15 protein-coding genes are annotated in these 15613 nt (G+C 51.7%); all 15 read left to right on the forward strand.

All coding sequences use genetic code 11. From position 1 onward, the window contains the following. Positions 1 to 126 (forward strand): elongation factor Tu (gene tuf, locus HPY52_16445; GenBank protein NPV81821.1); only part of this gene is annotated, 126 nt, incomplete at its 5' end. Between the two features lie 129 nt (positions 127 to 255). Continuing rightward, positions 256 to 405: a 50S ribosomal protein L33 gene (gene rpmG / locus HPY52_16450; GenBank protein NPV81822.1), complete on the forward strand. Its 150-nt coding sequence runs from the start codon at positions 256 to 258 to the stop codon at positions 403 to 405. Positions 406 to 433: 28 nt separating this feature from the next. Then, positions 434 to 634, forward strand: a complete 201-nt coding sequence (gene secE, locus HPY52_16455; GenBank protein NPV81823.1) for a preprotein translocase subunit SecE — start codon at positions 434 to 436, stop codon at positions 632 to 634. Between the two features lie 112 nt (positions 635 to 746). Continuing rightward, entirely contained in the window at positions 747 to 1346 is a 600-nt protein-coding gene (gene nusG / locus HPY52_16460) for a transcription termination/antitermination protein NusG (GenBank protein ID NPV81824.1), read from the forward strand. A 27-nt stretch (positions 1347 to 1373) separates the two neighbouring features. Then, a complete protein-coding gene (rplK, locus tag HPY52_16465) occupies positions 1374 to 1799 on the forward strand; it encodes a 50S ribosomal protein L11 (GenBank protein NPV81825.1) in 426 nt (141 codons plus the stop codon). 115 nt (positions 1800 to 1914) lie between these two features. Further along, on the forward strand, positions 1915 to 2622 hold the full coding sequence (gene rplA, locus HPY52_16470; GenBank protein NPV81826.1) for a 50S ribosomal protein L1: 708 nt from the start codon (positions 1915 to 1917) through the stop codon (positions 2620 to 2622). Between the two features lie 272 nt (positions 2623 to 2894). Continuing rightward, positions 2895 to 3428, forward strand: coding sequence for a 50S ribosomal protein L10 (locus HPY52_16475; GenBank protein ID NPV81827.1), 534 nt, complete (start codon positions 2895 to 2897; stop codon positions 3426 to 3428). A 24-nt stretch (positions 3429 to 3452) separates the two neighbouring features. Next, on the forward strand, positions 3453 to 3836 hold the full coding sequence (gene rplL, locus HPY52_16480; protein NPV81828.1) for a 50S ribosomal protein L7/L12: 384 nt from the start codon (positions 3453 to 3455) through the stop codon (positions 3834 to 3836). A gap of 266 nt (positions 3837 to 4102) precedes the next feature. After that, a complete protein-coding gene (gene rpoB, locus HPY52_16485) occupies positions 4103 to 7903 on the forward strand; it encodes a DNA-directed RNA polymerase subunit beta (protein NPV81829.1) in 3801 nt (1266 codons plus the stop codon). Positions 7904 to 7919: 16 nt separating this feature from the next. Next, the gene (rpoC, locus tag HPY52_16490; protein NPV81830.1) at positions 7920 to 11633 is read left to right on the forward strand and encodes a DNA-directed RNA polymerase subunit beta'; all 3714 of its coding nucleotides are present in this window, start codon (positions 7920 to 7922) and stop codon (positions 11631 to 11633) included. Positions 11634 to 11799: 166 nt separating this feature from the next. Then, positions 11800 to 12051: a 50S ribosomal protein L7Ae-like protein gene (locus HPY52_16495; GenBank protein ID NPV81831.1), complete on the forward strand. Its 252-nt coding sequence runs from the start codon at positions 11800 to 11802 to the stop codon at positions 12049 to 12051. A 76-nt stretch (positions 12052 to 12127) separates the two neighbouring features. Continuing rightward, positions 12128 to 12541 (forward strand): 30S ribosomal protein S12, encoded by a 414-nt coding sequence (gene rpsL / locus HPY52_16500; GenBank protein ID NPV81832.1) that lies wholly within the window; start codon positions 12128 to 12130, stop codon positions 12539 to 12541. 97 nt (positions 12542 to 12638) lie between these two features. Continuing rightward, complete coding sequence (gene rpsG / locus HPY52_16505) at positions 12639 to 13109, forward strand: 30S ribosomal protein S7 (protein NPV81833.1); 471 nt, start codon at positions 12639 to 12641, stop codon at positions 13107 to 13109. Between the two features lie 39 nt (positions 13110 to 13148). Next, positions 13149 to 15233, forward strand: a complete 2085-nt coding sequence (gene fusA, locus HPY52_16510) for an elongation factor G (GenBank protein ID NPV81834.1) — start codon at positions 13149 to 13151, stop codon at positions 15231 to 15233. Positions 15234 to 15288: 55 nt separating this feature from the next. After that, a partial coding sequence (tuf, locus tag HPY52_16515; GenBank protein NPV81835.1) for an elongation factor Tu occupies positions 15289 to 15613 on the forward strand: 325 nt, incomplete at its 3' end.

Consider the following 15613-nt stretch of genomic DNA (forward strand, 5'->3'; position numbering starts at 1 on the left):
GGGGACAACATAAAGATGGAGATAGACCTGATAACGCCGATAGCGATGGAAGAGGGTCTTAGGTTTGCAATAAGGGAAGGTGGCAGGACCATAGGCAAGGGAGTCGTCACCTCCATAATCGAGTAGACGATGCGGGTGCATTCCCTCCTTGCAGGTCTATTGACACACCCTGCAGGGTATGTTAAATTTGTGCAGTGGTCTTTACCTTGTATTGTCGCGTGCGCGTCGAGAAAATGACCCTGGGGGGTGAGCTGGTTGCGCGAGGGTATCACTTTGGAATGCATGGAATGCAAGAGGAGAAATTATCGAACCACCAAGAACAAGAAAAATGATCCCGATAGAATCGAATTACGCAAGTACTGCAGGGCTTGTAAGAAGCATACTGTTCACAAGGAGACACGTTAAGTCTGGGTGAGCGAGAAAGGGGACGGGCATGGAACTGCGTAGCATTATTGAGCGAATACAAAAGTACCTGCGTGAGGTTAGAGCCGAACTTCGGAAGGTTACGTGGCCGAACCGTAAACAGCTTGGTTCTTACACTGCGGTCGTGCTCGTTACCGTACTGGTGGTAGCTGGTTTTGTCGGGCTTATAGATTTTGCTTTCTCGCAGATCCTCAGGCTTTTCATCAAGTGAATTAACCTGTTTCGGGCATTTTCCCGTCATGATATTGAAGGAATACAGTAAGATGCTTAGCGTAGGGGGAGTAGAAGGACTGGCGGGTTAGAGCCCGCGGCCTGGCTGAACGATGGATGAGGACAAAATCGAGGTGCAAACCCCTCCAGAAGAGGGACCACAGCCTACTACAGAAGTGGCTGGGCGATCACCCAAAAGGTGGTATGTGATCCATACCTATTCCGGCTACGAGAACAAGGTCAAGGCTAACCTTGAGAAGCGCGTCAAGACCATGGAGAAAGAAGATAAGATCTTCCGGGTGCTGGTGCCTACACAGGAAGAATACGAGATAAAGGATGGCAAGCGGAAGATCAGCAAACGGAAGGTCTTCCCTGGTTATGTGCTGGTAGAGATGATTATGGAGGATGATTCATGGTACGTGGTCCGGAATACACCCGGGGTTACGGGATTCGTAGGCTCTGGCAACAAGCCCATACCACTGCAGGATAAGGAAGCGCGTCTTATTCTGAAGCAGATGGGGATCGAGGAACCCCGGCCAAAGATGGATTTCTCCATAGGAGAGCAAGTAAGGGTAGTGGCGGGTCCATTTCAGCACTTTACTGGCGCGATCGAGGAGATCCAGAAGGATAAAGGCAAATTACGGGTCCTTGTCTCGATGTTCGGGCGGGAAACCCCTGTCGAGCTTGATTTTAGTCAGGTTGAGAAAATATGAGTTTAAAGATGTAAGAGGGTGGAACCAATGCCCAAGAAGGTTGTTGCTGTAGTTAAGATACAGATTCCGGCAGGGAAGGCCACGCCTGCTCCGCCGGTGGGACCGGCCCTTGCGCCGCATGCCATAAATATCATGGATTTTGTCCGTCAATTCAATGAAAAGACCGCTGCCCAGGCCGGCACCATCATCCCTGTAGAGGTCACCGTCTATGATGACCGATCCTTTACGTTTGTCTTGAAGACTCCTCCAGCGAGTTTTCTGATAAAGCAGGCTGTTGGTATAGAGAAAGGCTCTGGAAAGCCCAATAGGGAAAAGGTGGGGAAACTTTCCAAGGCAAAACTCAAGGAAATCGCAGAACTCAAAATGAAAGACCTCAATGCCAATGACCTTGATGCCGCCATGAGTATAGTCGCGGGGACTGCAAGGAGCATGGGGATAGAGGTTGAACGCTAGGTAGTCGGCATCAACACTTGGAAAAGTGGGAGGGTTCCGGGGTTCGTAAGGCTATGGCAATAGTGACGCGCCCATTCGCAGAACCCGCTATGACCACAGGGAGGTATGTAGAGATATGGCACATAGAGGGAAAAGATATCAGGAAGCGTTGAAGAAGTTTGATAGATCTCAGCTTTACAGCATATCTGATGCCGTAAGGCTAGTCAAAGAGACTGCGAGCGCGAAGTTCGATGAGACGGTAGAGTTGTCCGTGCGCCTAGGCGTTGATCCGAAGCGTTCCGATCAGCAGGTAAGAGGCGCTGTAGTGCTCCCCTTTGGAACAGGTAAAGTCCCGAAGGTTTTGGTATTCGCCAAAGGTGAGAAGGCCAAGGAAGCAGAAGAGGCTGGCGCCGATTTCGTGGGGGCCGAAGATCTTGCTGAGAAAATCCAGGGAGGCTGGACAGATTTTGATGTCGCCATTGCTACTCCCGATGTGATGTCTGTAGTTGGCAAGCTCGGTCGGATTTTGGGGCCCAAGGGGCTGATGCCTAACCCCAAGACGGGGACGGTGACTTTCGAGATTGCGAAGGCAGTCAAGGATGCAAAGGCTGGTAAAGTTGAATATCGCGTAGACAGGACGGGAATCGTCCATGTCCCAATAGGCAAGGTTTCATTCGAGCCCGAGAAGCTCGAGGCGAACCTTACTACCCTGATGGATGCTATTGTGAGGGCAAAACCCGCGGCGGCAAAAGGCCAATACATCAAGAGTATAGCTATTTCGTCTACTATGGGACCTGGTGTCAAGTTGAGTCCTACGGCGGTCTTATCTGCCGGTACGCGATAGCTCGGGCGGATATGTATTCCTAGGTGGCAAAGACGCCTTTCTAAATTTAGATCCAAAACGTATATGGATGTTGAGACCGTAGACAGCTGGTCTATGCACTGCGCATAGCTAAGGGGCCGGTGGCCCGCCTGCCGAGGTCGGCATGTATCCTGGCGCTAGAGATGGCGTATATCAGGACCTCCGGCATTTTCTACGGAGGTCCTTTATTTATCTCATGAAATTCATCCAACCGAGATCGTATTCACTTTCTTATGAGGGGAGGTGTCACATAGTTGGCTCGACCGGAAAAAGTGGCAGCTGTAAAAGAGCTGGAGGATAAGCTGTCGAGAGCTGAAGGAGCGATCCTAACGGACTACAGGGGTCTAGATGTCAAGAGCATCATGGAGCTCCGAAGGAAGCTCAGAGAGGCTGGGATTGAGTATAAGGTAGTCAAGAATACGCTTGCGCTGCTGGCTGCGAAATCTGTCGGCATCGAGGGTCTGGAAAAAATACTTGTTGGCCCTGTGGCCATAGCTTTCGGTTATCGTGATCCTGCTGAGGCAGCGAAGCTCGTCTTCGACTTTGCGAAAGCACATGCGGAACTTGGCGTCAAGGGCGGGATCCTGAATAAGAAGGCGATTGACGATAAGGGAGTCAAGGCCTTGGCATCATTGCCTTCTCGTGAGGTTCTGCTGGGGCAAGTCTTATCTGCTATGCAAGGCCCATTATCTGGGCTTGTCAATGTGCTGTCAGGAACCATCAGGAACCTCGCATATGCTCTTGATGCTGTAAGGCGACAAAAGGAAGGCGCAGAACAGGGCGCCTAGTGAGATGAAAGGAGAGTATTTTTCATGACGAAAGAAGAAATCATTGAAGCGATAGAAAAGATGACAGTTCTCGAGCTTTCTGAACTGGTCAAGGCTATTGAGGAGAAATTCGGCGTAAGCGCGGCTGCTCCGGTGGCCTTTGCGCCTGGCGTGGCGGCTCCCGCTGCGGCTCCTGAGGCTCCTGAAGTCGAGGAGAAGACAGAATTCGACGTGATCCTGGTTACGGCTGGCGACAAAAAGATTCCAGTTTTGAAGGTTGTAAGGGAGCTTACCGGACTTGGCCTCAAGGAGGCAAAGGAGCTGGTTGATGGGGCACCTAAGCCTGTAAAGCAAGGCGTAAAGAAGGAGGAGGCCGAAGCAATGAAGGCTAAGCTTGAGGAAGCGGGCGCAACGATTGAGATCAAGTAGATAATGGAGATATTTTTCAATAGAACACCCGGCTATCGCAGTATGCCGGGTGTTCCTGTCGTTTGACGGTAGTTTTGTATTGTGTTAATATAACAAAATGCGATAGCTATCTACTCACTGCAAAAAAGACATCCCGATACCGACATCTTGATTATACATTGATTAGGATTATTATGTAAAGACTAATGATAGGTGTATTTTTCCTCTTGAATAGGTCCGAGAAAGAACTCGGTCTAAAATTTTTTGTGGGGGATGGGTGATAGTCTGTGGCTTTAAATACGGCTACTGCCAGGCCTTCCACTCGGCGGGAAAGGCGGAGTTTCTCCAGGATCCATGAAGTCATTGACCTTCCGAATCTCATCGAGATTCAGAAGCAGTCATATGAATGGTTTCTCAGGGAAGGGCTTATTGAAACGTTCAGGGATATATCTCCAATACAAGACTTTACTGGCAATCTGATTTTGGAATTCGTAGATTATTCCCTTGGAGAGCCTAAATACTCGGTGTGGGAGTGCAAACAGAGAGATGTGACTTATGCGGCTCCGTTGAAGGTGCGGGTCAGGCTCGTCAACAGGGAAACCGGCGAAGTAAAGGAGCAGGAAGTCTTCATGGGCGAGTTTCCGCTCATGACTGAAACCGGCACCTTTGTGATCAACGGCGCGGAAAGAGTTATCGTAAGCCAGCTGGTGAGGTCTCCTGGCGTCTATTTTGGATGGGAACAAGATACGAGCGGCAGGTCCTTATTCACGGGAAGCATCATCCCGAACCGCGGGGCCTGGCTTGAATTTGAGATGGATACCTCCGATTGTATATATGTTCGGGTAGATAGGACGAGGAAACTTCCGGTGACCACCTTTCTCAGGGCTTTGGGACTCGGAAGCAATGAGGAGATCATCGATGTCATCGGTGATACTCCCGCAATGCGTAATTCCCTTGATAAAGACGGGACTGAATCTGAGGAAGAAGGGCTCATCGAGATATACAAACGGCTGAGGCCAGGTGAGCCGCCGACGGTAGAAAGCGCAAGAACACTCGTGGAGGGACTTTTCTTCGATCCCAAGAGATACGATTTTGCTTCTGTCGGGCGGTATAAGGCAAATAAGAAACTCTGCCTCGGCAACAGACTCGTAGGGGCGACCCTTGCCGAGGATCTCGTCGCGCGATCTACTGGCGAGGTGATCCTAAAGGCCGGCCAGAAGCTCCCTCGCGAGATGGCTGAGAGGATCAATGAATTAGATAGACAGGGGGCCATCGACAGGGCAATCATCTTTGCGCGCGATGGCAGTAAGATCATGGCCATTTCCAACGGGCAGCCTGACCTTTCGGTCAAGACTATGACCCGTGAAGACATATTTGCGACAGTGAACTATATGATAGGTTTGATCTATGGGGTGGGGTCTACAGACGATATAGATCATTTGGGAAATCGCAGATTGAAGTCTGTCGGAGAATTGCTCCAGAACCAATTTCGCATAGGCCTTGCCCGTATGGAGAGGGTTATCCGGGAGAGGATGACCATACAAGATGTAGATGCGGTGACTCCACAGGCTTTGATCAATATAAGGCCAGTTGTTGCAGCCATCAAGGAGTTCTTTGGCTCGAGCCAGCTTTCTCAATTTATGGATCAGACAAATCCGCTGGCAGAGTTGACTCATAAACGTCGTCTTTCTGCACTTGGTCCTGGTGGCTTGAGCAGGGAGCGCGCTGGATTTGAAGTCCGCGATGTGCATCATTCACATTATGGGAGGATGTGTCCCATCGAGACTCCTGAGGGACCCAACATTGGCCTTATTAGCTCGCTTTGCACATACGCTAGAGTCAATGAATTTGGATTCATAGAAACACCTTATAGAAAAGTCGAAAACGGCAAGGTGACTGATGATGTTGTCTATCTGACAGCAGATGAAGAAGATAAATATATCATAGCCCAGGCCAACGAACCACTCACTCCTGACGGGCGATTCGAGCGTCCGAGGGTTTCATGTCGCTACAGGGATGAGATCCTTCTGGTCCCAGGTGATCAGGTGGATTTCATGGATGTTTCCCCTAAGCAGATCGTTAGCGTCGCTACGGCACTCATCCCATTCCTGGAGAACGATGATGCCGGGCGTGCCCTCATGGGATCCAACATGCAGCGCCAGGCTGTGCCGCTGATCAAAACTGAGGCCCCGCTGGTGGGAACAGGCATGGAATATAAGGCGGCGATTGATTCTGGGGCGGTGGTGCTGGCAAAGCGTCCGGGGACAGTCACATATGTCTCTGCAGATGAAGTGGTTGTAAAGACTGATGACGGCGATGTAGATCGCTACCGACTCATGAAATTCATGCGTTCAAACCAGGGTACCTGCATGAATCAGCGGCCGATCGTATCCAAGGGCCAGAAAGTCAATGCAGGTGATGTGATAGCTGATGGGCCGTCCACTGACGAGGGCGAATTGGCTCTAGGAAAGAATGTCCTGGTGGCTTTCATGCCATGGGAGGGTTACAATTACGAGGATGCCATTTTGATCAGCGAAAAGCTGGTCAAAGATGATACCTTTACTTCTATTCATATTGAGGAGTATGAATGCGAAGCCCGGGATACCAAACTTGGATCTGAGGAGATCACACGCGACATACCCAATGTCGGAGAGGATGCCCTCAAAGATCTAGATAGCAGAGGCATAATCCGTGTTGGCGCCGAGGTGAGGACCGGGGACATATTGGTGGGCAAAGTGACTCCCAAGGGTGAGACCGAGCTGACCGCTGAAGAACGTCTGCTTCGAGCGATATTCGGCGAAAAGGCACGCGAGGTACGTGACACTTCGCTCAGGGTGCCTCACGGTGAGTCAGGCAAGGTGGTGGCCGTAGATGTCTTCTCTAGAGAGAATGGCGATGAGCTAGGCCCCGGGGTCAATAAATTGGTCCGAGTCTATGTAGCTCAGAAGAGGAAGGTTTCCGAGGGGGACAAGATGGCCGGCCGGCATGGAAATAAGGGAGTTATTGCCCGGATACTGCCTGAGGAGGATATGCCGTTTTTGCCTGACGGGACACCCGTCGAGGTTGTGCTCAATCCTCTCGGAGTTCCTTCACGCATGAACCTCGGGCAGGTACTGGAAACTCACCTTGGCTGGATCGCAAAGAAAACCGGGAGGTACATGGCGAGCCCTGTATTCGATGGCGCGACGGAAGACGATATCTTGAATTTGCTGGAACAATCCGGCTTGCCCAGTGGAGGCAAGATCGTTCTTCGTGATGGGAGGACTGGGGAGCCTTTTGATAATCCTGTCACAGTTGGCTACGCATATCTGATGAAGTTGATGCACCTTGTAGACGATAAGATCCATGCACGTTCCACGGGTCCATATTCGCTCGTGACTCAACAGCCGCTTGGTGGAAAGGCGCAGTTTGGCGGCCAAAGATTCGGTGAGATGGAGGTATGGGCTTTGGAAGCATATGGAGCGGCCTATACGCTTCAGGAGCTGCTTACGGTAAAATCCGATGACGTAGTTGGTCGAGTCAAGACATATGAGGCTATTGTAAAAGGAGAGAATGTGCCGGAGCCCGGGGTTCCAGAGTCATTTAAGGTTCTCATCAAGGAGCTTCAGAGTCTTGGTCTAGACGTCAAGGTGCTTGGTGAAAATTCGGAGGAAATTGAGATTGGTGAAGATGACGATGATATCAGTGATGCGACGAGGGAACTCGGCATCGACCTGGAAGGAAGGGAAAGGGATGAGTCTCCCGAGGAAGAGACCGCCAGGGAAAGCGCCAAGAAGGTAGTGAGGGTTCCAGAGGATGAGTCGGAGGATGATCTGGGGGAAGAGGATCTGGAGACACTTGTTTCTTCGGGGAAGACGGCTGATGGGCAGGAACCCGCTGAACAGGACCTGGACCTAGATGAGACAATTGACGAAAATGATCTGATCGAAGCCCCCATAGACGATGAAACTGAAGGGACGGGGAATGAGGAAGATTATCTTGGGGAACTAGATTTCGATGATTATGATGAAGAGCTAGATGAAGAAGACATAGATGAAGACGATTTGGACTCGGATGACGACGAAGACTCCGACGACGACAAGATATAACAAGGGGGAGAGGCCATTGTTGGATGTCAATAACTTTGACAAGATAAGAATTGGTCTCGCATCTCCTGAACAGATCAGGGTATGGTCAAGCGGAGAGGTCAAAAAGCCAGAGACCATAAACTACAGGACCTTAAAGCCTGAGCGCGAGGGTCTATTTTGCGAGAAGATCTTTGGTCCTACCAAGGACTGGGAATGCCATTGTGGCAAGTATAAACGTGTTAGATACAAGGGAATCGTCTGCGATAAGTGCGGGGTCGAGGTAACCAGATCAAAAGTGCGCCGGGAGAGGCTGGGACATATCGAGCTTGCGGCTCCTGTTTCGCACATATGGTATTTCAAAGGAATACCTAGTCGGATGGGTTTATTACTCGACTTGTCTCCTAGAATCCTTGAAAAGGTGTTATATTTCGCAAACTATATTGTCACAGATCCTGGGGATACGCCCCTTACCAAGAAGCAGCTCCTCACCGAATCAGAATACAGGGAATACAGGGAGCGGTATGGACAGTTGTTCAAGGCAGGCATGGGGGCAGAAGCCATCAAGAAGCTGCTCGAGGAAATAGATCTTGACGAGCTTTCAAAGGAACTTCGGCAGGAAATCCGGGAGTCTGCGGGTCAGAAGAGGATCCGGGCCATCCGCAGGCTGGAGGTAGTGGAGGCATTCCGTAAATCTGGGAACCGTCCTGAGCATATGATCCTTGAAGTCGTGCCTGTGATCCCTCCGGAGCTCAGGCCCATGGTGCAGCTGGACGGAGGGAGATTTGCCACCTCGGACCTAAATGACCTTTATAGAAGGGTGATCAACCGCAACAACAGGTTAAAGAGGCTCCTCGAGCTGGGTGCTCCTGACATAATAGTACGGAATGAAAAGAGGATGCTCCAGGAAGCCGTTGACGCTCTTATAGATAATGGCCGGAGGGGGCGGCCTGTCACCGGGCCTGGAAATCGCCCGCTCAAGTCTCTTTCGGATATGCTCAAAGGTAAGCAGGGACGTTTCCGCCAGAATCTGCTGGGGAAACGTGTGGATTATTCCGGACGATCTGTGATCGTAGTGGGCCCTAAACTGAAACTCCATCAGTGTGGGTTGCCTAAGGAAATGGCTCTGGAGCTATTCAAACCCTTTGTCATGAAGAGGTTGGTCGATCATAACTATGCTCATAACATCAAGAGCGCCAAGAGAATGGTGGAAAGAGTAAAGGATGAAGTGTGGGATGTCCTCGAGGAAGTAATAAAGGAGCATCCTGTGCTTCTAAACCGCGCTCCTACGCTTCACCGTCTTGGGATACAAGCGTTTGAGCCGATCCTGGTGGAAGGGCGGGCCATTCAGATCCACCCTCTGGTATGTCCTGCCTATAACGCTGATTTCGATGGGGACCAGATGGCTGTGCATGTTCCATTGTCGGCTGAGGCCCAGGCTGAGGCGCGGCTTCTCATGATGGCCACAGGCAATATTCTCTCGCCTGCGCATGGCAAGCCTATTGCGACCCCAGGCCAGGACCTGGTACTTGGTTGTTACTATCTCACCCTTGAAAGGCAGGGCGGGAAAGGTGAGGGACGTTATTTCGCCAGCCCAGAAGAAGCTCTGAGAGCCTATGAGGAAGGTATCGTCGAGCTACATGCAAGGATCGGTGTAAGGTGGGATCCTCAAAAGCCGGTGCCGAAGGTTGACATATTCCGTGGACTCCTGGTCACTACACCTGGTCGTCTGATATTCAATACCATATTCCCTAGGGATTTCCCTTATATCAATGATGCTGTAGAGGATTTCGCAGATCTTGCCGAGATAGTGACGGATACTGGACAACATAGAGAGTCAGGGAAGACCCTCATTGACTTCATAAAGGAAATGCCAGAGAAGCACCCGACCAGCAAAGGCTTTCTGGCGAAGTTGGTGGCTATATGCCAGAGACGATATGGTAATGAAAAAACAGCAGATATTCTTGATAATCTGAAGACGATTGGCTTCAGATATGCGACGAAGTCTGGCACAACGGTTGGCATCGAGGATATAGTCGTGCCGCCGGAAAAGCAGCAGATCCTGAGAGATGCTGAGAAAAAGATCGACGAGATTGAACAGCAGCACAGGCGCGGCCTGATTACCAATGAAGAGAAATATCAGCTCGTGATTGATACCTGGACCGATGCGACAGACAAGGTTCAGAAGGCCATGCTGGACCATCTGGATAAGTTCAATCCAGTGTATATGATGGCAACTTCCGGGGCCCGCGGCAATGTGCAGCAGCTCAGGCAGCTCGGCGGAATGAGAGGTCTAGTAGCAGATCCGTCCGGTCGCACCATCGACCTCCCAATAAGGGCTAACTTCCGAGAAGGGCTGACCGTGCTGGAATATTTCATTTCAACTCACGGCACGAGAAAGGGCCTTGCGGATACGGCCCTCAGGACTGCAGACTCCGGGTACCTCACACGGCGCCTAGTTGATGTTTCGCAGGATGTGATTGTGCGTGAGGAAGACTGCGGGACTGATGATGGCATCATGATAGGGCCTCTCAAAGAAGGGGATGAGATCATCGAGCCTCTGCGCGAACGCGCTGTAGGCCGGGTCGCGGCTGATACCATAATTGATCCTGCTACCGGTGAGGTCATCGTGGAGCGAAATCAGGAAATCGATGAGGACCCGGCGAAACGCATCGAAAAGGCGGGAATCACCGAAGTAAGGGTGAGATCGGTGCTTACTTGCCGCACCAGGTATGGAGTTTGCTCGAAGTGCTATGGTCGCAGTCCCGCTACTGGCAGACCTGCAGAAGTGGGCGAGGCTGTCGGGATCATAGCGGCTCAGTCCATAGGCGAGCCTGGAACCCAGCTTACCATGAGGACCTTCCATACAGGCGGTGTGGCCGGGGATGATATCACAAGAGGTCTGCCGCGGGTAGAGGAGCTATTTGAGGCCCGTAAACCCAAGGGCCAAGCAATCATCACGGAGACGGCCGGGGTCGCCAGGATAGTGGAATCCAAAGGGAGCCGTAAAGTGATTGTCACCTCTGATGATGGCACGGAGAAGATCTATACGGTTCCTTACGGAGCGAGGCTTGAAGTCAGGGATGGCCAGAGGGTAGAGGCAGGTGACCAGCTGACAGAGGGGTCGCTCAATCCCAACGACATATTGAGAGTTAAGGGTGTTCGCGCAGTGCAGAGCTACCTGGTCCGCGAGGTTCAGACTGTGTATAGGTCACAGGGCGTGGAGATCGATGACAAGCACATCGAGGTGATCGTCCGCCAGATGTTGAGACGAGTTCGAGTGGAAGATCCCGGGGACACGTCTCTCTTGCCTGGAGGTCTTATAGACATATTTGAGTTTGAAGATGCCAATATGGAGACTCTTGAGCATGGAGGCCGTCCTGCTACTGCTCGGCCGACTCTCCTGGGTATCACGAAGGCTTCACTGGCTACAGAGAGTTTCCTGTCGGCTGCTTCATTCCAGGAGACCACCCGTGTCTTGACAGACGCGTCCATCAAGGGACGAGTGGATCCCCTTATAGGACTCAAAGAGAATGTCATCATCGGCAAGCTTGTGCCAGGCGGGACAGGGATGTCTCGTTATAGGAACATCAGGGTCATCCCAGTCGGCAGGCAGGATGAGGGTGAGCCTACTGACCAAGAAGCAGGTGAGGCGGCGGCCTCGGAGGAAAGTCAGGCCCCATCGCGAGAAGCCCCATCTCTAGTGAGGCCTGGCGTGGAGAAGCTCAAAGCTTTTGCCGACACTGCCAAATAGGGGTAAATGGGAATCACAAGCCAATTGTAATAGAAATGAAATGCGCGTGATTCTTGACATGAGCTGAGTCTGATGCTATAATCCGAAGGTGTCTGGCTATGTTTCAATTAGCGAGATACCTTCAAATGAGGCCGGGAGAGGCTCATGAGGGGGAGAGTAATTGAATATGGCCTATGAAGAGTTGAAGATGGCCAAACGAAGGACGGTCGGGACTCGGGAGACCATCAAGGCTCTTGAGAGGGGAGAAGTCAAGGTTCTCTATCTCGCAAGCGACGCTGAGGAGCATGTGGTCCGTGACCTGAAGGCGCTATCTGCGGCAAAGGGTGTGCCCGTAAGATATGCGAACACCATGCAGGAACTCGGTAAGGCTTGCGGCATAGGGGTCGGGGCTGCGGCTGCAGCCGTGCTTGACAGCTAGAAAATCTTGATGGCAAATCAGCCCCTTTCGCCGTTTGGTGGAAGGGGCATATTTATGTTCGAAGGGAGGTGCATGAATGCCGACAATCAACCAGTTGGTAAGACGCGGTCGGGAAGCCGTGCGCAAAGAATCAAAGGCACCTGCGCTCAGGTGGACATACAATTCATTTACGAGAAAATCGACATACGGCGAGGGAGCGCCTCAGAGGCGGGGTGTATGCACGGTCGTGAGGACTACAACGCCCAAGAAACCTAACTCTGCGTTGAGGAAGATCGCAAGGGTCAGGCTTACAAATGGACTTGAAGTTACCGCCTATATACCGGGAATCGGCCACAACCTCCAGGAACACTCGGTAGTGCTCATCCGTGGAGGCAGGGTAAAGGATCTGCCTGGGGTGCGCTACCACATAATCCGCGGAACATTGGACGCCGCGGGCGTGCAAAACAGGCATCAAGGCCGGTCAAGGTATGGGGCGAAGCGTCCTAAGTAACTTTCCTGAGTGACTTTATGTATGACATTTGATATCTAGATAATGTTATGTTGTATCTCGTCATTTGATATCAATGTCGAGAGGAGGGAACAAAGAAGTGCCCAGACGAGGAAGTGTCCCTAAACGGGAAGTGCCTCCTGATCCGGTATACGGAAACCCTCTTGCCACGGCTATGATGAATAGGTTGCTGTTAAAGGGCAAGAAGGGGGTTGCCGAAAAGATCTTCTATCGGGCGATGGAGATCATAAAGGAGAAGACTGGTAAAGATCCTCTTGAAATCTTTGATCGCGCTCTCAAAAATGTAATGCCGATCCTTGAGGTTCGCCCGCGCCGGGTAGGCGGGGCTACGTACCAGGTTCCGGTGGAAGTAAGACCGACACGCCGGACCGCGCTTGGATTAAGGTGGATCGTAACCGCAGCCCGGAGCAGGTCTGAGAGGACCATGGCGGAGAAACTGGCCGCGGAGCTCATAGATGCTTCGCAGGGAACTGGCGCTGCAGTCAAGAGGCGCGAAGATACTCATAAAATGGCCGAGGCCAACAAGGCTTTTGCTCACTATCGGTGGTAAAATCACTACCACTCGACGAGCTGGAAGGAGGGGATTGGTGTGGCGAGGGCCTTTCCACTTGAAAGAGTTCGAAACATAGGAATAATGGCGCACATCGATGCCGGGAAGACCACGACCACCGAGAGAATCCTCTTCTACACAGGTCGGGTTCACAGGATGGGCGAGGTAGACGAAGGGGCTGCCACTATGGACTGGATGGTCCAGGAGCAAGAACGTGGGATAACTATTACATCAGCGGCCACGACTTGCCACTGGAGGGACCACAGAATCAATATCATAGATACGCCCGGACACGTGGATTTCACTGTAGAGGTGGAAAGGTCTCTCAGGGTGCTCGATGGCGCAATCGCAGTGTTTTGTGCAGTCGGCGGGGTTCAACCCCAGTCCGAAACGGTCTGGCATCAGGCCGAAAAGCATAATGTTCCAAGAATTGCCTTTGTTAACAAGATGGATCGAGTCGGGGCAGACTTCCACCGGGTAGTCAAGATGATCAGGGAACGGCTTGGAGCGTATGGCATTCCCGTTCAATTGCCCATAGGGGCGGAAGATTCCTTCAAGGGCATTGTAGACTTGATCAGACAGCAGGCCATAATCTATAAGGACGACCTCGGAGTCGAATGGGAGGTCACTGAAATTCCCGATTCCCTGAAGGAGGATTCCCTAAAGGCACGGGAAGAATTGTTAGAGGCCCTGGCGGATATCGATGACGCCATAATGGTTAAGTACCTGGAAGGGGAAGAGATCTCCGAGGAAGAGATAAAAGGCACCCTTAGACGGGCTACCCTATCGGGCAAATTAGTCCCTGTGCTATGTGGATCCGCCTTCCGTAACAAGGGCGTACAGCCGCTCCTGGACGCAGTTGTGGAGTATCTGCCGTCCCCCCTGGATCTTCCTCCTGTTGAAGGTGAAAATCCAGATACCGGGGAGAAGGAAACGCGTAAGCCTGACGATGGAGAACCCTTTGCTGCACTGGCATTCAAGGTTGCAGTTGATCCTTATGTAGGTAAGCTGGTTTACTTCAGGGTATATTCCGGGACGGTGGATTCTGGGACATATGTATACAACTGCACCAAGCGAAAGAAGGAGCGCCTGGCGCGCATCCTGTTTATGCACGCAAACCACCGCGAGGACACCGATAGTGTCGGAGCAGGTGATATCGCTGCGGCAGTGGGATTCAAGGATGTTGGCACCGGTGACACTCTTTGCGACGAAGGAAAGCCCATACTTCTCGAGGCAATGGAATTCCCTGAGCCTGTAATCTCAGTGGCAGTTGAGCCCAAATCCAAGGCGGATGAAGATAAGCTTTCAGTCTCCCTCATCCGGCTGGCAGAGGAAGATCCAACGTTCCGCGTTCATACTGACAATGAGACGGGACAGACGATAATCTCCGGTATGGGCGAATTGCACCTGGAGATCATAATCGACCGGCTCATGAGGGAATTCAAGGTGGAAGCCAATGTTGGCAAGCCTCAGGTAGCATACAGGGAGACGATTTTGAACAGTGCGACTGCTGAAGGACGTTTCGTCCGTCAGACGGGCGGTCGTGGTCAGTATGGTCACGTTATTATAGACCTCGAGCCTCTGCAAAGGGGAGAAGGGTTTGAATTTGTAAATAAGATAACTGGCGGAGTCATACCCAGAGAATTCATACCTGCGGTGGAATCCGGGGTAAAAGAGGCCATGGACAGCGGGATATTGGCAGGATATCCCATGGTGGATGTCAGGGTTACGTTGAAAGACGGATCCTATCACGAAGTCGATTCATCTGAGATGGCCTTCAAGATAGCAGGATCGATGGCATTCAAAGAGGGAGCCAAGAAAGGTTCTCCTGTGCTCCTGGAACCGATCATGAAGATCGAAGTAGTGATCCCGGAGGAGTTCATGGGTGATATCATGGCTGATATCGTGGCACGCCGCGGCAGGGTTGAAGGTATGGAATCTCGGGGACAGACGAGGATCGTAAGGGGCCTTGTGCCTTTGGCAGAGATGTTCGGATACGCTACTGATCTAAGGTCTATGACTCAAGGACGAGGGACCTATTCAATGCATTTCTTTCAATATGATCAGGTCCCCCAGTCAGTCGCTGAAGCCGTGATTACTAAGGGCGGCTCCCGGGTGAGATAGCCTCCGGGGGTGGCCCTTAGATGAACAGATGATTACCGGGGAGGTAAACAGAGGTATGGCAAAGCAGAAATATGAGAGGACTAAGCCGCACGTAAACGTAGGGACGATAGGTCATATCGACCACGGCAAGACTACTCTTACATCAGCTATCACGCTAGTGTTGTCGAAGCATGGTATGGCGAACTACCGGACATTCGATACGATTGACAATGCTCCGGAAGAGAGGGAGCGGGGTATCACGATAGCGACTTCGCATGTAGAGTATGAGACGGAGAAGAGGCACTATGCGCACGTAGACTGTCCTGGGCATGCGGACTATGTGAAGAACATGATCACGGGCGCGGCGCAGATGGACGGAGCGATACTGGTGGTGTCAGCGG

It is taken from the genome of Bacillota bacterium, assembly GCA_013178415.1.
Taxonomy (GTDB): domain Bacteria; phylum Bacillota; class SHA-98; order Ch115; family Ch115; genus Ch115.

Coding starts and splice junctions, on each gene's coding strand:
- secE (NPV81823.1), top strand. CDS start 434: ATGGAACTGCGTAGCATTATTGAGCGAATACAAAAGTACCTGCGTGAG.
- nusG (NPV81824.1), top strand. CDS start 747: ATGGATGAGGACAAAATCGAGGTGCAAACCCCTCCAGAAGAGGGACCA.
- rplK (NPV81825.1), top strand. CDS start 1,374: ATGCCCAAGAAGGTTGTTGCTGTAGTTAAGATACAGATTCCGGCAGGG.
- rplL (NPV81828.1), top strand. CDS start 3,453: ATGACGAAAGAAGAAATCATTGAAGCGATAGAAAAGATGACAGTTCTC.
- rplA (NPV81826.1), top strand. CDS start 1,915: ATGGCACATAGAGGGAAAAGATATCAGGAAGCGTTGAAGAAGTTTGAT.
- HPY52_16495 (NPV81831.1), top strand. CDS start 11,800: ATGGCCTATGAAGAGTTGAAGATGGCCAAACGAAGGACGGTCGGGACT.
- rpsL (NPV81832.1), top strand. CDS start 12,128: ATGCCGACAATCAACCAGTTGGTAAGACGCGGTCGGGAAGCCGTGCGC.